The following is an 18,678-nucleotide window of genomic DNA, read 5'->3' on the forward strand; positions in this document are numbered from 1 at the left end:
CCACCCGCCCCGCCGCGGCCCCCGAGGCGCCCGCCACCGACGAGGCTGCGGCCGCGCCGGTCGCCGAGCCCGCGGTCGCGGAGTCCGTCGCCCCGCCCGTGACGGCCCAGCCGGCGCCGGCCGAGGCCCCGGCTCCTCGCCGCGCCCCCCGCCAGCCCGACGCGCACGACCCCCTCATGGACGACCCGGTGCTGCTGCGCGCCGCGCTCGCCCGCGGCGTCGCGCCCTCCGTCGTGGCCGCGGAGGAGAACGAGCTCTCCGAGGGCGACCGCGCCGCCGCCGCGGCGGCCCGCGCGACCGCGCTGTTCTTCCAGGCCCCCGCCGCCGAGTCGACGCCGCGCCGCAGCCGGCGCGCCTCGGCCCCGGCCGGCCCGCCGCCGTCGCCCGCCGAGGAGGCGCTGCGCGCGAGCCTGCGCGCGCAGGACGTCTCCGCCGACGAGACCGACGAGGACGAGGACGACGACGACGTCCTCACCTCCACCGCGGACGACGGCGAGCGCCGCGACGCGCCCGTCGCGGACCGCTCCGACGACGACGAGGACGACGAGCAGGCCGAGGAGGACGGCGGCGAGGAGGACTCCGCCGACGACGACACCCCCCGCCGCCGCCGTCGCCGCGGTGGCCGGGGCCGGCGCAGCCGTCCCGGTCGCGACGCCGAGGACGCCGCGGGCGCCGACGAGGACGAGGAGTCCCCGGAGGCCCCGGCCGTGGACGTCTCCGACGCCTCCGACGACGAGGAGGGGGACGCGGGCGCCGACGAGGACGACGCGCAGGACGGCGACGAGGAGACCGCCGGGTCCTCCCGGCGCCGTCGCCGCCGCCGTCGCCGCGGCGGCAGCGCCGAGGCCGGGGACGAGCCGTCGCCCGACGACCCGCCGAACACGGTGGTGCGGGTCCGCGAGCCCCGCCGCCCCGCCGCCCGCGAGACCCGCGGCACCGGCGAGGACGAGATCACCGCGCTGAAGGGCTCCACCCGCCTGGAGGCCAAGAAGCAGCGCCGCCGCGAGGGGCGCGAGCAGGGCCGCAAGCGGACGATCCTCACCGAGGCCGAGTTCCTCGCCCGCCGCGAGAGCGTCGAGCGGGTCATGGTCGTGCGCGAGACCGAGGGCCGCACGCAGATCGGGGTGCTCGAGGACTCGATCCTCGTCGAGCACTACGGCGCGCTGCAGGCCCAGACCACGATGGTCGGCAACGTCTACCTCGGCCGGGTGCAGAACGTGCTCCCGAGCATGGAGGCCGCGTTCATCGACGTCGGCAAGGGCCGCAACGCCGTCCTGTACGCCGGCGAGGTCAACTGGGACGCGGCGGGCCTGGAGGGCCAGCCGCGCCGCATCGAGGCCGCGCTGAAGTCGGGCGACTCCGTCCTCGTGCAGGTCACCAAGGACCCGGTGGGCCACAAGGGCGCCCGGCTCACGAGCCAGGTCTCCCTGCCCGGCCGCTACCTCGTCTACGTGCCGCGCGGCTCCATGACGGGCATCTCCCGCAAGCTGCCCGACGTCGAGCGCACCCGCCTGAAGAAGGTCCTCAAGAAGGTCGTGCCGGAGGGCGCGGGCGTCATCGTGCGCACCGCGGCGGAGGGCGTGGCCGAGGAGGAGCTCGCGGCGGACGTGCAGCGCCTGCAGGCGACGTGGGAGGCCATCGAGGCCAAGGCGTCGTCGAAGGGGTCGCCCGTGCTGCTGCACGGCGAGCCCGACCTGACGGTCCGCGTGGTGCGCGACGTCTTCAACGAGGACTTCAGCAAGCTCGTCGTCTCCGGCGCCACGGCCTGGGAGACGGTGTCGGAGTACGTCGCCGACGTCGCCCCCGACCTCGTGCCGCGCCTGGAGCGCTGGGAGTCCGACCAGGACGTCTTCGCGGCCCACCGCATCGACGAGCAGCTGCAGAAGGCGCTCGGCCGCAAGGTCTGGCTGCCCTCGGGCGGCTCGCTGGTCATCGACCCGACCGAGGCGATGCACGTCATCGACGTCAACACCGGCAAGTTCACCGGGACCGGCGGCACGCTCGAAGAGACGGTCACGCGCAACAACCTCGAGGCCGCCGAGGAGATCGTCCGCCAGCTCCGGCTGCGCGACGTCGGCGGCATCATCGTCATCGACTTCATCGACATGGTGCTCGAGTCCAACCGCGACCTCGTCCTGCGCCGCCTCGTTGAGTGCCTGGGCCGGGACCGGACCAAGCACCAGGTCGCCGAGGTCACCTCGCTGGGCCTGGTCCAGATGACGCGCAAGCGGACCGGTCAGGGCCTCGCGGCCGTCCTGGAGGAGCTGGACGCCCCCGTCCCGGCCGAGGCGGCCCCCGCGGCCGCGTCGTCGTCCGCGAGCTCGTCGCAGGCCTCGTCCTCGGGCGGCTCCTCGGCCGGCGACTCGTCGTCCGGTGGCTCCTCGTCCGGCGGCTCCGCGTCCGGCGGCTCGTCCGGCGCCGGGGCGTCGAGCGGCCGCGGTCGCTCGGGCAACCGCCGCAGCCGCGGCGGAGGCGGGGCCCCCGGCTCCAGCAGCGTCACCGCCGAGGGTGTGACGGTGCCGCGGGTCGCGATGCCGATCCCGATGCCGCCGCCCCCGGGGCTCGCGAAGCCCGCTCCGGCGGCCGGTCCGGGGGCCTCGGAGTGACCTCCCGCTGACGCGGGACCCGTCCGGGGCGGTGAGCCGTTTTGACCGGCCCGGACGGGTTCCGTAAGCTCGGTCCCTGGTGCGCCACTCGTGCGCGCGCCGCGGGCTGTTCCATCGCCGCCCAGCGGCGCTCCAGTTCGTTCGTCTGAGAGAAACGGGTTCGTTGTGGTCTACGCGATCGTCCGCGCCGGTGGCCGGCAGGAGAAGGTCTCGGTCGGCGACGTCCTGACCATCGACCGCGTCGGTGGTGCTCAGGGGTCCACGCTCCAGCTGCAGACGCTGCTGCTGGTCGACGGCTCCACCATCACCTCCGACGCGTCGGCGCTGTCCGGCGTGAAGGTGACGGCTGAGGTGGTCGAGGAGACCAAGGGTCCCAAGATCACCATCCTGAAGTACAAGAACAAGACGGGGTACCGCAAGCGTCAGGGTCACCGTCAGAAGTACACCCGCGTCAAGATCACCAGCATCGGGAAGTGACTGCAGCTCATGGCACACAAGAAGGGCGCGAGCTCCTCGCGCAACGGTCGTGACTCCAACGCGCAGCGCCTCGGCGTGAAGCGCTTCGGTGGTCAGCTCGTCAGCGCGGGCGAGATCATCGTGCGTCAGCGCGGCACCCACTTCCACCCCGGCGCCGGGGTGGGCCGCGGTGGGGACGACACCCTGTTCGCCCTCATCCCGGGCAACGTGGAGTTCGGCACGCGCCGCGGTCGCAAGGTCATCAACATCGTCGGTCTCGTCCCCGCGGGCGAGTGACGACACACAGCATCGTGTGACGGAGGGGCGGGCCGGGAGACCGGTCCGCCCCTCCGTCCGTTCCACGGGTGCCCGCGCCACCGCTGCTCGACCTCACTGCTGTCGACAGCACGGCCGGCCGGCACCACCGCACCACCGGGTCTGCGCCGCAGGCCCCCGCACGTCCCGCAGAGCGAACGACGCACCCGCGTCGCAGACCGGAGTACCTGATGACGACCTTCGTCGACCGCGCCGTCCTGCACGTCGCAGGCGGTGACGGCGGGCACGGCTGCGCGTCCGTCCACCGCGAGAAGTTCAAGCCCCTCGGCGGCCCCGACGGCGGCAACGGCGGCCGTGGCGGCAGCGTCATCCTCGAGGTGGACCCGCAGGTCACCACGCTGCTGGAGCACCACCGCCGCCCGCACCGGCGCGCCGACAACGGCAAGCCCGGGCAGGGCTCGCACCGCACGGGCTCCGAGGGCGGGGACCTCGTCATCGGCGTGCCCGACGGCACGATCGTGCGCGACGAGCGCGGCAACCTCCTCGCCGACATGGTCGGCAACGGCACGCGCTTCGTCGCGGCGCCGGGCGGCCGCGGCGGCCTGGGCAACGCGGCGCTGGCCTCCACCAAGCGCAAGGCCCCCGGCTTCGCGCTGCTGGGCGAGCCCGGCGAGTTCGGCGACGTCACCCTCGAGCTGAAGACGCTCGCCGACATCGCCCTCGTGGGCTTCCCGAGCGCCGGCAAGTCCAGCCTCGTCGCCGCGCTGTCCGCCGCGCGGCCCAAGATCGCCGACTACCCCTTCACGACGCTCGTCCCGAACCTGGGCGTCGTCGAGGCCGGTGCCGTCCGCTACACGATCGCCGACGTCCCCGGGCTGATCCCGGGCGCCAGCGAGGGCCGCGGCCTGGGCCTGGACTTCCTGCGCCACGTCGAGCGCTGCGTCGCGCTCGTGCACGTCCTGGACGGCGCGACGCTGGAGACCGACCGGGACCCGGTCAGCGACCTGGAGGCCATCGAGCACGAGCTCGCGGCCTACACGGTCGACGACGGCACCGTCCCGCTGCAGGACCGCCCGCGCATCATCGTCATCAACAAGGCCGACGTGCCGGACGCGCGCGACATCGCCGACATCGTCCGCGCCGACCTCGAGTCGCGCGGCGCGCCCGTCTACGTCGTCTCGGCCGTCTCCCACGCCGGGCTGCGCGAGTTCTCCTTCGCCATGGCCGAGATCGTCGCGGCCGCGCGCGCCGCGGCGCCGCAGGCCGCTCCGACCCGCACCGTCATCACGCCGAAGGCGATCGACGACGCGGGCTTCACGGTCACGCGCGAGGAGTACGGCGACGAGGTCACCGGCGGCGTCCGCTTCCGCGTCAAGGGCGAGAAGCCCAAGCGCTGGGTCCGCCAGACCGACTTCAACAACGACGAGGCCGTCGGCTACCTCGCCGACCGCCTCGCCCGCCTCGGCGTCGAGGACGAGCTCTTCAAGGCCGGCGCGGTGGCGGGGGCCGAGGTCGTCATCGGCGACGAGGCCAACGCGGTCGTCTTCGACTGGGAGCCCACGATGGTCTCGGGCGCCGAGGTGCTGGGCCAGCGCGGCCAGGACCTGCGCCTGGAGGACCACTCCCGCCCGACCCGCGCCACCAAGCGCGAGGACGAGCGGATGCGCCGCGCCGCCAAGGCCGAGGCCCGCGGCGAGCTGGAGACCGAGCGCAAGGCCGGGCACTGGACGGCCGACGACCTCGGCGACGACGGCCTGCAGTCCGTGGGCGCGGCCGCCGACGAGGACGACGACCTGCGGTGAGCTCGCCGACGACGGGGCGCGGGGGCGTGGCGCACGAGGAGCTGCGCGACGCCCGGCGCCTCGTCGTCAAGGTCGGCTCGTCGTCGCTGACGACGGCCGAGGGCGGTCTGGACGCCGTGCGCCTGGACGCGCTCGTCGACGTCCTGGCCCGCCGCCGCAACGCCGGCAGCGAGGTCGTGCTCGTCTCCTCGGGCGCCATCGCGGCCGGCCTCGCCCCGCTGGGGCTGAGCAAGCGCCCGCGCGACCTCGCGAGCCAGCAGGCCGCAGCGAGCGTGGGCCAGGGGCTGCTGCTCGCGGAGTACGCGCGCGCCTTCGCCCACGCCGGGCTCACCGTCGGGCAGGTGCTGCTGACGGCCGAGGACGTCGTGCGGCGCAGCCACTACGGCAACGCCCAGCGCACGCTGGAGCGGCTGCTGTCGCTCGGCGTCGTGCCCGTCGTCAACGAGAACGACACCGTGGCCACGCACGAGATCCGCTTCGGCGACAACGACCGGCTCGCGGCCCTGGTCGCCCACCTGGTGCGGGCGGACGCCCTCGTGCTGCTCTCCGACGTCGACGCGCTCTACGACGCGCCGCCCTCGCAGCCGGGCGCGCGCCGCCTCGAGCTCGTGCGGGGCACGGCCGACCTCGCCGAGGTGACCGTGGGGGCGGCCGGCGCCGCGGGCGTCGGGACGGGGGGCATGGCCACGAAGGTCGAGGCCGCGGGCATCGCCGTCGCCGCCGGGGTGCCCGCGCTCGTCACGTCCGCCGCGCTGGCCGGCCCCGCGCTCGCGGGGGAGGACGTCGGCACCTGGTTCACGGTGCCCGCGGGTCGCGGGGGGACCCGGCGCAGCACCCGGCAGCTGTGGCTCGCGCACGCCGCGACCCCCGTCGGCCGCCTCGAGCTGGACGACGGTGCGGTCCGCGCGGTCCGCGAGCGCCGGTCCTCGCTGCTGCCCGCCGGGATCACCGCGGTGCACGGGCGCTTCCGAGCGGGTGATCCTGTGGACCTGGTCGACCGTTCCGGCCACGCGCTGGCCCGCGGGCTGGTGAACTACTCCTCGGAAGAGCTGCCGGACATGCTGGGCCGCACCACCGGAGAGCTGGCCCGGCAGTGGGGCCCGGCGTACGAGCGCGAGGTCGTCCACCGCGACCACCTGGTGCTCCTCGGTCGCCCGTGGGCGCGGGCGGGCACGTCCACCACCGGCGTGAGGTCCTGACGAGCACGAGGAGCCCTGTGGCAGACGACGACGTCCACGCGCGCGAGCGCGTCACGGCGCACCACGGCACCGCACCCGCCGCGGTGCCGCTGCCGCTGTGGTCGGTGACCCTGACCCTGGCCGGCGACCCGGCCGACGTGGCCGAGGTCCGGGCCGGGCTGGACCGGCTGCTCGCGCAGAGCCCGTTCCTGTCGACCGTGCGCTACTCCGACCACCGCGCCGAGCTGCGCTACTGGGACGAGGCCGAGGGCGCGGACGACGCGGCCGCGATGGCCCTGCGGCTGTGGCCGGAGCACCGCGAGACCGCCGGGCTGCCGGACTGGTGCGTCGTCGGCGTCGAGGTCGTCGACCGCGACACCGTGGAGCACCGCGCGGCCCAGCGGGCCCGCGGGCCGTGGCGCCCGGCGCGCCGCTCCCGCGGGGCGCAGGCGCTGGACCTCATCGGCGACATCGCCCCCTGGTGAGCCCCGGCGCTCGCCCGGGAACTGCGGGGAACAGCGCCGCCGCTCGCCGTATTGTGCAGGCATGACCCTCGTCGCCGACGCCGCCGCGGGCGGCTCGTCCGCCACCCTCCCCGCCGACGTGACGGCTCCCGGCGGTCTGGCCGCGCCCGACGTGACCGCGGCCGTGCTCGACGTGTGCCGCGCCGCCAAGCGGGCCTCCCGGCCGCTGCGGATGGCCACGCGCGGGGTCAAGGACGCGGCGCTGCGGGCCGTCGCCGACGCCGTGGAGGCCGCGACCGAGCGCATCGTCGCCGCCAACGCCGAGGACCTGGCCCGCGGCGAGGCCCAGGGCACGTCCCCGCACCTGCTGGACCGCCTGCGCGTGGACGCCGGACGGGTGGCCGCCCTCGCCGCCGCCGTCCGCGACGTCGCCGCCCTGCCGGACCCGGTCGGGGAGGTCGTGCGCGGCTCGACGCTGCCCAACGGGCTGCGCCTGCGGCAGGTCCGCGTGCCCATGGGCGTGCTCGGGGTCGTCTACGAGGCCCGGCCGAACGTCACGGTCGACGTCGCGGTCCTCGCGCTGAAGAGCGGCAACGCCGTCGTGCTGCGCGGCGGCTCGGCCGCCCGCTCCACCAACACCGTCCTGGTCGACGTCATCCGCGGGGCCGTGGCGGGCGCGGGCCTGCCCGCCGACGTCGTCACGAGCATCGACGAGTTCGGCCGCGAGGGCGTCGGGGCCCTGCTGACGGCCCGCGGCCTGGTGGACCTCCTCGTCCCCCGCGGCGGGGCCGACCTCATCCAGCGCGTGGTGCGCGAGGCGACCGTGCCGGTCATCGAGACGGGCGTCGGCAACTGCCACGTCTACGTGGACGCCTCCGCGGACCTCGCGCAGGCCGTCGAGGTCGTCCTGAACGCCAAGACGTCGCGGCCGAGCGTCTGCAACGCCGCCGAGACCGTCCTCGTGCACTCCGCGCTCGCGGAGGACTTCCTGCCGACGCTGCTCACCGCGCTCACGGGGGCGGGGGTGGTCGTGCACGCCGACGAGGCGGGCCTGCGGGCCGCCCGCGCCGCGGGGGTCGACGCCGTCGCGGCCACCGACGAGGACTGGGCCGCGGAGTACCACGGGCTCGAGATCGCGGTCGGCGTCGTCGACTCCGTCGAGCAGGCCGTCGACCACATCAGCCGCTGGTCCTCCCAGCACACCGAGGCCGTGCTGGCCACGGACGTGCGCGTGACCGACTGGTTCACGGCCGCCGTGGACTCCGCGGTGGTCGTGGTCAACGCCTCGACCCGGTTCACCGACGGCGGCGAGTTCGGGCTCGGCGCCGAGGTCGGCATCTCCACGCAGAAGCTGCACGCCCGCGGGCCCATGGGGCTCGGCGAGCTGACGACCACCACGTGGCACGTCCTCGGCGACGGGCACGTCCGCCCCTGAGACCCCCGTGGTCGTGCGGGGACTCCCCGCACGACCACCGCGGAGGACGTCAGGGCGGCCCTCCGCCCTCCTCTCCGGTGTCGCTCGCGACGAGGTAGGCGGGGCGGCCCTGCGCCTGGACGTAGAGCCGGCCGACGTACTCGCCGAGGATGCCCAGGCACAGCAGCTGCAGCGTGCCGACGCCCGCGACGATCGCGACCGTCGACGTCCACCCGGGCACGGTCGAGTCGAAGAGGAACGACACGAGCGCGTACAGCAGCAGCAGGAACGTCAGCGCGCCACCGCCGAGGCCGAACAGGCTCGCCAGGCGCAGCGGGGCGGTCGAGGAGCCGGTGATGGCGTCCAGGGACAGCCGCAGCATGCGGTGCACGGGGTACTTGGTGCGCCCCGCCCCGCGGGCGCCCCGGACGTAGCGGACGGTGGCGGCGTCGAAGCCCAGCGCGGGGACGACGAGGCGCAGCACGCGGTGCTGCTCGGGCAGGCCCAGCACGACGTCGACGGCCGCGCGGCTCATCCACCGGAAGTCGCCGGCCTGGGCGGGGGCGCCGAGGCCGAGGCGGCGCACGAGCCGGTAGAAGGCGCTCGCGGTGGTCCGCTTCAGGGCCGAGTCCACGGAGCGGTCGCCGCGCACGGCGTAGACGACGTCGGCGTCCGCGGTCGCGGCGAGCACGTCGGGCAGCACCTCGGGCGGGTCCTGGAGGTCGGCGTCCATGGTCAGGACCCCGAGGCGGCCCCGCGCGCGCCGCAGCCCCGCCGACAGCGCCGCCTGGTGCCCCGCGTTGGCGCGCAGGCGGACCACGCGCAGCTGCGGCCACTCGCGGCGCAGCCGGGCGAGGACGACGGGCGTCGCGTCGCGGCTGCCGTCGTCGACGACGAGGACCTCGTAGCCGTCCAGCCGGCCGTCGCCGGCCAGGGCGTCCAGTACGGCCCGCAGCCGCGCGGCGAAGTCCGGCAGGACCTCGGCCTCGTCGTAGGCCGGCACGACCACGGACAGCGCGGGGGCGTCGGACACGCCCCGATCCTCGCGCACGACCGGGCGGGCGCGGTCCGGCACGCTCGTGGGAGACTGCTCGCGGGGTGCGCATCCGTCACCCCGAGGACGCCGGAAGGACCGCCATGCTGCACGCTCTCGTCGCCGAGGCCACCCAGTCGGGGCAGGAGTCCTCGAACCTGCTGCCGGTGCTGACCTACGCGATCATCGCGTTCTGCGCGCTCATGGGGATGCTCATGGTGACCTGGGCGTTCAAGAGCGTCGGAACCCGGCACTGACGACCGGCACGGCCCCCCGCCGCTCCCGGCTGGGGGTGATGGGCGGGACGTTCGACCCGATCCACCACGGCCACCTCGTGGCCGCGAGCGAAGTCGCGACGCGCTTCGACCTCGACGAGGTCGTCTTCGTGCCGACCGGCCGGCCCTGGCAGAAGTCCCGCGAGGACATCGCGCCCGCGGAGCACCGCTACCTCATGACGGTCATCGCGACGGCGTCGAACCCCCGGTTCACGGTGTCGCGCATCGACATCGACCGCGGCGGCTTCACGTACACGATCGACACGCTGCGCGAGCTCGCGGAGCAGCGGCCCGACGCGGACCTGCACTTCATCACCGGGGCCGACGCGCTCGCGCAGATCCTGCAGTGGAAGGACGTCTCGGAGCTCTGGTCGCTGGCGCACTTCGTCGGCGTGACCCGGCCGGGGCACGTCCTGACCACGGACGGCCTGCCGCCCGAGCACGTCAGCCTCCTCGAGGTCCCCGCGCTGTCGATCTCCTCCACGGACTGCCGCTGGCGCGTGGCCGAGGGCCTGCCCGTCTGGTACCTGGTGCCGGACGGCGTCGTGCAGCACATCAGCAAGCACGAGCTCTACCGCACGCCCTGACGGGCGGCGCCGACCTAGGAGCCCCCACCGCACGCCGTAAGCGGACGACCGGGCCGACGCGCGGGGGCGCCCCGCGCCGCGTGGGATGATGGGGTTTCCCGCCTGCGTCCCGTCCGGGTCGTCAGGCCCACCGTCCGAGGAGTCCCGTGCCCGCATCCGAGCGTGCTCTCGAGCTCGTGACCTCGGCCGCCACGGCGGCCGTGGACAAGCTCGCCACCGACGTCATCGCTCTCGACGTCTCCGAACAGCTCTTCATCACCGACGCCTTCCTGCTCGCCTCGGCGCCGAACGAGCGCCAGGTGCGCGCGATCGCCGAGGCCGTGGAGGAGAAGCTCCTGGCCGCGGGGTCCAAGCCCGTGCGCCGCGAGGGCGAGCGCGAGGGCCGCTGGGTCCTGCTCGACTTCATCGACATCGTCGTGCACGTCCAGCACGCCGAGGAGCGCGAGTACTACTCCCTCGAGCGCCTCTGGAAGGACTGCCCCACCATCGAGCTGCCCGAGCCGGCCGACGCCGCGCACGGGGCCTGAGGGTGCCGGCGGCGACCGTCGTCCTGTGGCGCCACGGCCGCACGCCGTACAACCAGCAGCGCCGCTTCCAGGGGCAGCTCGACGTGCCCCTGGACTCCCTCGGTGAGCGGCAGGTCCGCGCCGCGGCGGTCGAGCTGGCGCTGCTGGAGCCCGCGGCGCTGGTCGCCTCCGACCTGAGCCGGGCGGTGGCCACGGCCGCCGCGCTCACGGCCCGCACGGGTCTCGTGGCCCGGCTCGACCCCGCCCTGCGCGAGGTCGACGCGGGGGAGTGGCAGGGCCTGGCCCACGACGAGATCACCGCCCGCTGGCCCGAGGACTACGCGGCCTGGCGGCGCGGTGACGACGTCCGCATCGGCGGCGGCGAGAAGCGCAGCGAGATGGCCGAGCGCACGGCCGCGGCCGTCGAGCGGCACGCCGCCGAGGTCGCCGACGGCGCCACGCTCGTCGTGGCCGCCCACGGAGCGGCCCTCAAGGGGGCGCTGCTGCGCCTGCTCGGCCTCGACCTCACGGCCTGGACCGCGGTGTCGGGGTTCCGCAACGCGCACTGGGCCGTCCTGCGGCGCCGGTCGCAGGGCTGGGCGCTGGAGGAGTACAACGTCGGCCCGCCCGGTGCGGGCGAGGGCGTCGAGGGCTGAGACCCGCCTACGCGCGCTCCCCCCGCGGGGTGGTGCGGAGGAGCACTCAGCGTGGTCTATGCTGGACGACGTTGCCAGGGCCTCCCGGGGTCTGGGCAGTGGAAGGGGCTGTGGCGCAGCTGGTAGCGCACCTCCATGGCATGGAGGGGGTCAGGGGTTCGAATCCCCTCAGCTCCACCTCGCAGAAGGGTCCGGTCGCAGCAGCGGCCGGGCCCTTCGTCGTCCGCGGGGTGCGCCGGCCGGGTGCGCCGGTGGATCTCAGCCCGCGGCCGTGACCCGGCGCGCGAGGTCCTCCCAGCCGGCGCCCAGGCGCTCGAGCGTCATCCCGGGCAGCCGCAGCAGGTTCAGGACCAGCGCGGGGTCGAGCGCGGCGAGCAGCTGGATCGTGAGCAGCTCCAGGTCGGCCCGGACCCCCGCCGCGCGCAGCAGCACCCGCACGTGCATCCCGGCGGCCCGGCTCGCGGGGTGCAGGCCCAGCGCGGAGGGGCCGTGGTTCGACGCGGCCAGCAGCGCGCCCTGCTCGACGACGAGGTCCAGGCGCCGGCGGCCGTAGGCCACGAGCCGGGTGACGGGGTCGGCCCCGGGGCCGAGCGGCGCCGGGCCGGACATGCAGGCCTCCTGGAAGGCCCGCTCGGTGTCGTCCACGAGCGCCTCGAAGAGGCCGGCGCGCGAGCCGAAGCGGCGGAAGATCGTGCCCTTGCCCAGGCCGGCCGCCTCGGCCAGGCAGTCCATGCTCAGGGCCTCCGCCCCCCGCTCGGCGACGAGGCGGCGGGCGGTGTCCAGCAGGCGGGCGCGGTTGCGGGTGGCGTCGGCCCGCGGCGGGGGCGTGGCGGTGCCGACGACCTCGAGGTTGCGCTCCACGGGAGGGACGGTACTCCACCGGGAAGGAAAACGGACTACAGTCCGTTCTGAACGACGGAGCCGGCGCGACCGCCCGCCCCACTCCCCCCTCGTCAAGGAGAACCCCCGTGTCCGACGTCAAGATCCTCGTGCTCCTCGGCAGCCTGCGCAGCGGCTCCACGAACCGCCAGCTGGCCGAGGCCGCCGTCCACCACGCGCCCGAGGGTGCGACCGTCACGATCTTCGAGGGCCTCACCGACCTGCCCTTCTACAACGAGGACATCGACGTCGACGGCTCCGTGCCCGCCTCCGCCACCGCCTTCCGCGAGGCCCTGGACGCCACGGACGCCGTCCTCGTCGTCACGCCCGAGTACAACGGCACGATGCCGGCCGTGCTCAAGAACGCGGTCGACTGGGCCTCGCGCCCCTACGGCGCCAGCGCGATCAGCGGCAAGCCCGTGGCCGCCATCGGCAGCGCCTTCGGCCAGTTCGGCGGCGTCTGGGCGCAGGACGACGCCCGCAAGTCCTTCGGCATCGCCGGCGCGAAGGTCGTCAACGAGGTCAGCGTCGCGATCCCCGAGTCCGTCGTGCGCTTCGCCACGCTGCACCCGAAGGACGACACCGAGGTCGCCGAGAAGCTCGCCGCGGTGCTCGACACCCTCGTGAGCGCCACCCGGGTGACCGAAGCCGCCTGAGCCCGCTGCGCGGGGCCGGTCACCGTCCCGCCCGCCCGTTCCGCCCGCAGAGCCCGCACGCCCGAGAGCCCCCGCCGACCGAGGTCGGCGGGGGCTCTCGCGCGTGGGCTCAGGCGCGGGCGAGCGCGTCCTGGTGCGGGCGCCAGCCCAGCGCCGGCGCGATGTGCTCGGCGATCGTGCTCAGCAGGTGGACGTTGTAGTCCACGCCCAGCTGGTTCGGCACGGTCAGCAGCAGGGTGTCCGCCTCGCGCACGGCGGCGTCCTGCGCGAGGTCCTCGGCGATCCGCTCCGGGTCGCCCACGTAGCTCCGGCCGAAGCGCGCGGTCGTGACGCCGTCGAGGCTGCCGACCTGGTCGCTGGAGTCCCGCGCGGCGCGCGGGCCGAACCAGCGCCGGTCCTCGTCGTTCACGATCGGCAGGACGCTGCGGCTGACGGAGACGCGCGGCTCGCGCGTCCAGCCCGCCGCCGCCCACGCCTGCCGGTAGGCCGCGATCTGCTCGGCCTGCAGGTCGCCGAACGGGATGCCCCGGTCCTCCTCCAGCAGGGTCGAGCTCATGAGGTTCATGCCCTGCTCGGCGGTCCAGCGGGCGGTCGCCAGGCTGCCGGAGCCCCACCAGATGCGGTCGCCCAGGCCGGGCGACTGCGGCAGCACCGGCAGCAGCGCGCTGCTGCCCGTCATCCGCGGGTTGCCCGGGGCCAGGCCGGCGCCGGCGAGCGCCGTGCGGAAGAGGGCGGTGTGCTCGCGCGCCATGTCGGCGTCGGTGCGCCCCTCGCCCGGCACGTAGCCGAACGCGCGGGAGCCGTCGAGCGCCGTCTCGGGCGATCCCCGGCTCACGCCGAGCTGGAGCCTGCCGCCGCTGATGAGGTCGGTGGCCGCGGCCTCCTCGGCCATGTACAGGGGGTTCTCGTAGCGCATGTCCACGACCCCCGTCCCGATCTCGATGCGCGACGTCCGCGCCGCCATCGCCGCGAGGACGGGGAAGGGCGCGGCCTGCTGGCGCGCGAAGTGGTGGACCCGGACGTAGGCGCCGTCCAGGCCGAGCTCCTCGGCTGCGACGGCCAGCTCGATGGTCTGCAGGAGGGCGTCGCCGGCCGTGCGGGTCATCGACCCGGGGACCGGCTGGTGGTGCCCGAAGGACAGGAACCCGATGCGCTTCACGGGTCGTTCAACGTTCAAGCTCCCGGACCTGTTCCGGCTGCGGGCCCCCGCGCGGGCGGAGCGCGCCCGGTAGCTTCCTGCCGTGCACCCAGGCCTCAGCAAGGACACCCAGCTCTGCATCTCGCTGTCGGGGCGGCCCAGCAACATCGGCACCCGCTTCCACAACCACCTCTACGCCGAGCTGGGCCTGGACTACGTCTACAAGGCGTTCACGACGACCGACCTCGCCGGGGCCGTCACCGGCATCCGGGCGCTCGGCATCCGCGGCGCGGGCGTCTCGATGCCCTTCAAGGAGGACGTGATCCCCCTCGTCGACGCGCTCGAGCCGTCCGCGGAGGCGATCCGGTCGGTCAACACGATCGTCAACACCGACGGCCGGCTCGTCGCCCACAACACCGACTACCTCGCCGTCGAGGGGCTGCTGCGCACCCACGCCGTGGACCCGGCCTCCCGCACGGTCGTGCTGGGCAGCGGCGGGATGGCCAAGGCCGTCGTCGCGGCGCTGCGCGACAGCGGCTTCGCCGACCTCACGGTCGTGGCCCGCAACGCCGAGCGGGGGCCGGCGCTCGCGGAGCAGTACGGCGCCCGGTGGAGCGCGGAGGTGGGGGACCTGCGCCCGCAGCTCGTCGTCAACGCGACCCCCGTGGGGATGGCGGGCGGTGCGGACGCGCTGCCCGTCGCGCGCGCGGTCGTCGAGGCGGCCACGACGGTGTTCGAGGTCGTCGCCGTCCCCGAGGACACGCCGCTCGTGCGCCTGGGCCGCGAGCTCGGGCTCGAGGTGGTCACGGGCACGGAGGTCGTCGCGCTGCAGGCCGCGGAGCAGTTCGTCCTCTACACGGGCGTGCGCCCGAGCGGGGAGCAGATCGCCCGGGCCTCGGCCGCGACGCGGGACTGAGGGCCGGTCCGGGCGGGTCTGGGCCGGTCCGGGCGGGTCGAGGCCGGCCCGGGCGGGCCCGGGTGGGGGCGTCACCCGACCGCCGCCTCCAGTCGCGGGGCCCGGGTGTCGATCACCCCGGGGTGAGTGCTGCGACCGGACCCGATCCGCTGCCCCGCCCCGTCCCGCCGGTGGTGGCCGCCGCTGCGGTGGCACCCGTCCCGGCGGCGGCGCCCGCCGCCGCGCCGTCGCCCCTGCCGGTGGCCTCGCCGCTGCGCCGCGACGCCTGGCCCTGGGTGGCGGCCTTCGTCGCCGTGCCGGTCCTGGGTGCGCTGGGCATCGGCGTGGCCGCGCTGCTGGCCCCCGAGGACGTCACCACCGTCACGGTCGTCGTGGCCGCGCTCGTCGTGGTCGGGGCCCTGACCGTGGCCCTCGGTGCGGCGCACCGGGCCCGCCGCGCAGCGGAGCACGCCGTCGAGGACCTGCTGGCGGCGCTGGACGCGGCCCGCGGCGAGAGCGTGCGCGACGAGGCGACCGGGCTGCTGAACCGCCGCGGGGTCCTGCTCATCGGCACCCAGGTGCTCGAGTCGGCCCGCCGCTCGGGCGGTGCGGTCCACGCCTGCCTCGTCGAGGTCGTCCCCGGCGCCCGGCTCGGCAACGCGTTGTCCGAGGAGGAGCTGGCGCTGGAGCAGCGGCAGGAGTGGGCCGCCACGGCCACGGCCCTGAAGGCCGCCACCCGCTCCGCCGACGTCGTCGCGCACGACGACGGCAACCGCTTCGTCGTCCTCGGCCCCGGCTCCGGCCTGCACGCCCAGGAGCTGGAGCGCCGGGTCCGCGTCGGCCTCGCGCAGGGCCGGCTCGAGGCGGGCGGCGACCGCTCCCGCCGCCTCGCGGTGGAGGTGGGGGCCGCGGTGCTCGCCCCCTGGGACGAGGGCGACGTCGCCGACCTGCTGGTGCGGGCCGAGCAGTCCCTCACGCAGCGCCGGGCCCTGCGCCGCAGCGCCCCGCAGCACGGCTGGGGACGGCGCCGCAACGACGAGCGGAACGCCCCGGGGCGCACGGACCGCACCGGGACCTGAGCCCGCCCCGGCCCGCGCCGGCACCCCGCTGCGCCGTCCCGTCCGGCCCCCGCGGCGTCGGCTAGGCTGGGTGCGTGCGCAACGGGCGACTCCTCCTCCTCGGGCCGCGCTGAGCAGCTGCTGACGCAGCGCCGGCGCGGTGACCCCTCCACGTGCGAGGGGTCTTCCCATGTCAGGGGGAGTTCGCGGCGCACACGGGCCCACGCGGGAGGACGAGATGACGCAGACCGAGGCCGAGCAGTCCGGCACGCACGACGCCGGCAGCCACCAGCACGACGGGCCGGACGTCGAGGAGGACCGCTACGACGCGGCCGCCCAGCAGGAGAAGTGGCTGCCCGTGTGGGACGAGCTCACCCCGTTCCGCAGCGGCGCACCGGGTGACGAGCGGCCCAAGAAGTACGTCCTCGACATGTTCCCGTACCCCTCCGGCGACCTGCACATGGGCCACGCCGAGGCGTACGCGCTGGGCGACGTCATCGCGCGGTACTGGGTGCAGCAGGGCTACGACGTCATGCACCCGATCGGCTGGGACGCCTTCGGCCTGCCCGCCGAGAACGCCGCCATCAAGCGCGGGCTGGACCCGCGGGCGTGGACGTACGACAACATCGCGCAGCAGAAGGCGTCGATGCGCCGCTACGCGTGCTCCTTCGACTGGGACCGGGTCCTGCACACCAGCGACCCCGAGTACTACAAGTGGAACCAGTGGCTGTTCCTGAAGCTGTACGAGAAGGGCCTGGCCTACCGCAAGGACTCCCTGGTCAACTGGGACCCGGTCGACCAGACCGTCCTGGCCAACGAGCAGGTGCTGCCCGACGGCACGTCGGAGCGCTCGGGCGCGCAGGTGGTCAAGAAGAAGCTGACCCAGTGGTACTTCAAGATCACCGACTACGCCGACCGGCTGCTGGACGACCTGGACACCCTGGAGGGCACCTGGCCCGCCAAGGTCATCAGCATGCAGCGCAACTGGATCGGGCGGTCCTACGGCGCTGACGTCGACTTCGAGATCGAGGGCCGCGACGAGCGGGTCACGGTCTACACGACCCGCCCGGACACGCTGCACGGCGCCACGTTCATGGTCGTCGCGGCGGACTCCGACCTGGCCGAGGAGCTGGCCGCCGGGGCGAGCGAGGAGGTCCGCGAGCAGTTCGCGGCCTACCGCACCCAGGTGCAGGAGACCTCGGACATGGACCGCCTGGCCTCCGACCGCCCCAAGACGGGCGTCGCGCTGGGCCGCTCGGCCGTGAACCCCGTCAACGGCGAGCGCCTGCCGATCTGGGCGGCCGACTACGTCCTGTCCGACTACGGCACGGGCGCGATCATGGCCGTGCCCGCGCACGACCAGCGCGACCTGGACTTCGCCCGCGCCTTCGACCTGCCGGTGCGCGTGGTCGTCGACGTGCGCGACGCCGACGGGAACCCGCTGCCCGACCCGGCCGAGTCCGGGACGGCGACGGCGGGCGCCGGGGTCCTGGTGAACTCCGGGACGCTGGACGGCCTGGACAAGGCGGCCGGCATCGCCCGGGCGATCGAGGAGCTGCAGGCCTCCGGCCGCGGCCGGCCCGCGAAGAACTACCGGCTGCGCGACTGGCTGATCTCGCGGCAGCGCTACTGGGGCACGCCGATCCCGATCGTGCACACCGAGACCGGCGAGGTCCCCGTGCCGGAGGACCAGCTGCCCGTCCTGCTGCCGCCGACCGAGGGGCTGAACCTGACCCCGAAGGGCACCTCGCCGCTCGGGGCGGCCGAGGACTGGGTGAACGTGCCCAGCCCCGTCGACGGCACGCCCGCCCGGCGCGACGCCGACACGATGGACACGTTCGTCGACTCGTCCTGGTACTTCCTGCGGTTCGTCTCCCCGCACGACGACACGCAGGCCTTCGACCGCGACCTGATCGCGCAGTGGGGCCCGGTCGACCAGTACGTCGGCGGCGTGACCCACGCGATCCTGCACCTGCTGTACGCGCGGTTCATCACCAAGGTGCTGCACGACCTGGGGCACCTGTCCTTCGACGAGCCGTTCAGCCGGCTGCTGAACCAGGGCATGGTCCAGATGGACGGCTCCGCGATGAGCAAGTCCAAGGGCAACCTGGTGCGCCTGTCGGACCAGCTGGAGGAGCACGGCGTCGACGCGGTGCGCCTGACGATGTCGTTCGCGGGCCCGCCCGAGGACGACATCGACTGGGCCGACGTCTCACCCGCCGGCTCGTCGAAGTTCCTGGCCCGGGCCTGGCGGCTGGCGCGCGACGTCACCTCCGCGCCCGGCGCCGACCCGGCGACGGGCGACGCGGCGCTGCGCGCGGTCACGCACCGGACCGTGCACGAGGTCACCCAGCACGTCGAGGCGTTCCGCTTCAACGTCGCGGTGGCCCGCGTCATGGAGCTGGTCAACGCGACCCGCAAGGCGATCGACGCGCCGGCGGTCGGTCCGGCCGACCCGGCGGTGCGCGAGTCCGTCGAGGCGGTCGCGGTGGTGCTGAGCCTGTTCGCGCCCTACACGGCGGAGGACATGTGGGCGCGGCTGGGGCACGAGCCGTGCGTCGCCCGGGCCGGGTGGCCCGTCGTCGACGAGGCGCTGCTGGTCCAGGAGACCGTGACGTGCGTGGTCCAGGTGCAGGGCAAGGTGAAGGACCGCCTCGAGGTCTCCCCGGAGATCGGTCAGGACGAGCTGCGGGAGCTGGCCCTGGCCAGCGCCAAGGTGCAGGCGGCGCTGGACGGTCGCGGGCTGCGGACCGTCGTGGTCCGCGCGCCGAAGCTCGTCAACATCGTCCCCGCCTGACG

General features: G+C 75.2%; 18 protein-coding genes and 1 tRNA gene. 16 read left to right on the forward strand and 3 right to left on the reverse strand.

Annotated features, from left to right (window positions below; genetic code table 11):
• The 7 genes from F1544_RS19250 to F1544_RS19280 all read left to right on the forward strand — a co-directional run.
• Positions 1-2,606: Rne/Rng family ribonuclease (locus F1544_RS19250; protein WP_167587767.1), on the forward strand; the 2,606-nt coding region annotated here is incomplete at its 5' end.
• 165 nt (positions 2,607-2,771) lie between these two features.
• Positions 2,772-3,083 carry a 50S ribosomal protein L21 gene (gene rplU, locus F1544_RS19255; protein ID WP_167587769.1) on the forward strand — a complete coding sequence of 104 codons (312 nt, stop codon included), beginning with the start codon at positions 2,772-2,774 and terminating at the stop codon, positions 3,081-3,083.
• A gap of 9 nt (positions 3,084-3,092) precedes the next feature.
• The gene (rpmA, locus tag F1544_RS19260) at positions 3,093-3,359 is read left to right on the forward strand and encodes a 50S ribosomal protein L27 (RefSeq protein ID WP_166607395.1); all 267 of its coding nucleotides are present in this window, start codon (positions 3,093-3,095) and stop codon (positions 3,357-3,359) included.
• Positions 3,360-3,568: 209 nt separating this feature from the next.
• On the forward strand, positions 3,569-5,140 hold the full coding sequence (gene obgE / locus F1544_RS19265) for a GTPase ObgE (RefSeq protein WP_167587771.1): 1,572 nt from the start codon (positions 3,569-3,571) through the stop codon (positions 5,138-5,140).
• Between the two features lie 41 nt (positions 5,141-5,181).
• Complete coding sequence (proB, locus tag F1544_RS19270) at positions 5,182-6,339, forward strand: glutamate 5-kinase (RefSeq protein ID WP_167587809.1); 1,158 nt, start codon at positions 5,182-5,184, stop codon at positions 6,337-6,339.
• Between the two features lie 17 nt (positions 6,340-6,356).
• On the forward strand, positions 6,357-6,803 hold the full coding sequence (locus F1544_RS19275) for a DUF8830 family protein (RefSeq protein ID WP_308470195.1): 447 nt from the start codon (positions 6,357-6,359) through the stop codon (positions 6,801-6,803).
• Positions 6,804-6,864: 61 nt separating this feature from the next.
• Entirely contained in the window at positions 6,865-8,217 is a 1,353-nt protein-coding gene (locus tag F1544_RS19280; protein WP_167587773.1) for a glutamate-5-semialdehyde dehydrogenase, read from the forward strand.
• A gap of 49 nt (positions 8,218-8,266) precedes the next feature.
• Here F1544_RS19280 and F1544_RS19285 read toward each other — a convergent pair whose 3' ends face one another.
• Positions 8,267-9,229, reverse strand: a complete 963-nt coding sequence (locus F1544_RS19285; RefSeq protein WP_308470196.1) for a glycosyltransferase family 2 protein — start codon at positions 9,227-9,229, stop codon at positions 8,267-8,269.
• Between the two features lie 104 nt (positions 9,230-9,333).
• Here F1544_RS19285 and F1544_RS19290 point away from each other — a divergent pair, with 104 nt between their 5' ends.
• The 5 genes from F1544_RS19290 to F1544_RS19310 all read left to right on the forward strand — a co-directional run bounded on the left by F1544_RS19290 (position 9,334) and on the right by F1544_RS19310 (position 11,430).
• On the forward strand, positions 9,334-9,486 hold the full coding sequence (locus F1544_RS19290) for a hypothetical protein (RefSeq protein ID WP_167587775.1): 153 nt from the start codon (positions 9,334-9,336) through the stop codon (positions 9,484-9,486).
• On the forward strand, positions 9,483-10,091 hold the full coding sequence (gene nadD / locus F1544_RS19295; RefSeq protein ID WP_373368100.1) for a nicotinate-nucleotide adenylyltransferase: 609 nt from the start codon (positions 9,483-9,485) through the stop codon (positions 10,089-10,091). Before F1544_RS19290 ends, nadD begins: the two co-directional genes overlap by 4 nt.
• 146 nt (positions 10,092-10,237) lie before the next feature.
• Positions 10,238-10,618, forward strand: coding sequence for a ribosome silencing factor (gene rsfS, locus F1544_RS19300; protein WP_167587779.1), 381 nt, complete (start codon positions 10,238-10,240; stop codon positions 10,616-10,618).
• A gap of 2 nt (positions 10,619-10,620) precedes the next feature.
• The gene (locus F1544_RS19305; RefSeq protein WP_308470197.1) at positions 10,621-11,253 is read left to right on the forward strand and encodes a histidine phosphatase family protein; all 633 of its coding nucleotides are present in this window, start codon (positions 10,621-10,623) and stop codon (positions 11,251-11,253) included.
• Positions 11,254-11,357: 104 nt separating this feature from the next.
• Positions 11,358-11,430 (forward strand) — tRNA-Ala (locus F1544_RS19310).
• An 81-nt stretch (positions 11,431-11,511) separates the two neighbouring features.
• On the opposite strand, the gene F1544_RS19315 is transcribed toward F1544_RS19310, so the two are convergent.
• Positions 11,512-12,114 carry a TetR/AcrR family transcriptional regulator gene (locus F1544_RS19315; protein ID WP_167587781.1) on the reverse strand — a complete coding sequence of 201 codons (603 nt, stop codon included), beginning with the start codon at positions 12,112-12,114 and terminating at the stop codon, positions 11,512-11,514.
• Between the two features lie 107 nt (positions 12,115-12,221).
• Between F1544_RS19315 and F1544_RS19320 the strand changes: the two genes are divergently transcribed.
• Entirely contained in the window at positions 12,222-12,788 is a 567-nt protein-coding gene (locus F1544_RS19320) for an NAD(P)H-dependent oxidoreductase (RefSeq protein ID WP_167587783.1), read from the forward strand.
• Positions 12,789-12,897: 109 nt separating this feature from the next.
• On the opposite strand, the gene F1544_RS19325 is transcribed toward F1544_RS19320, so the two are convergent.
• Entirely contained in the window at positions 12,898-13,947 is a 1,050-nt protein-coding gene (locus F1544_RS19325) for an LLM class flavin-dependent oxidoreductase (protein WP_373368101.1), read from the reverse strand.
• A gap of 82 nt (positions 13,948-14,029) precedes the next feature.
• Here F1544_RS19325 and F1544_RS19330 point away from each other — a divergent pair, with 82 nt between their 5' ends.
• The 3 genes from F1544_RS19330 to leuS all read left to right on the forward strand — a co-directional run bounded on the left by F1544_RS19330 (position 14,030) and on the right by leuS (position 18,676).
• Positions 14,030-14,842: a shikimate 5-dehydrogenase gene (locus F1544_RS19330; protein ID WP_167587788.1), complete on the forward strand. Its 813-nt coding sequence runs from the start codon at positions 14,030-14,032 to the stop codon at positions 14,840-14,842.
• Positions 14,843-14,964: 122 nt separating this feature from the next.
• On the forward strand, positions 14,965-15,900 hold the full coding sequence (locus F1544_RS26555) for a GGDEF domain-containing protein (protein WP_167587790.1): 936 nt from the start codon (positions 14,965-14,967) through the stop codon (positions 15,898-15,900).
• Between the two features lie 217 nt (positions 15,901-16,117).
• On the forward strand, positions 16,118-18,676 hold the full coding sequence (gene leuS / locus F1544_RS19340) for a leucine--tRNA ligase (RefSeq protein ID WP_167587792.1): 2,559 nt from the start codon (positions 16,118-16,120) through the stop codon (positions 18,674-18,676).
• The last annotated feature ends 2 nt before the right edge of the window (positions 18,677-18,678 follow it).

Origin of the sequence: Kineococcus rubinsiae (assembly GCF_011839805.1) — a bacterium.
In the GTDB taxonomy this organism is placed as follows: Bacteria; Actinomycetota; Actinomycetes; order Actinomycetales; family Kineococcaceae; genus Kineococcus; species Kineococcus rubinsiae.

Coding starts and splice junctions, on each gene's coding strand:
- rpmA (WP_166607395.1), top strand. CDS start 3,093: ATGGCACACAAGAAGGGCGCGAGCTCCTCGCGCAACGGTCGTGACTCC.
- obgE (WP_167587771.1), top strand. CDS start 3,569: ATGACGACCTTCGTCGACCGCGCCGTCCTGCACGTCGCAGGCGGTGAC.
- F1544_RS19280 (WP_167587773.1), top strand. CDS start 6,865: ATGACCCTCGTCGCCGACGCCGCCGCGGGCGGCTCGTCCGCCACCCTC.
- F1544_RS19290 (WP_167587775.1), top strand. CDS start 9,334: ATGCTGCACGCTCTCGTCGCCGAGGCCACCCAGTCGGGGCAGGAGTCC.
- leuS (WP_167587792.1), top strand. CDS start 16,118: ATGACGCAGACCGAGGCCGAGCAGTCCGGCACGCACGACGCCGGCAGC.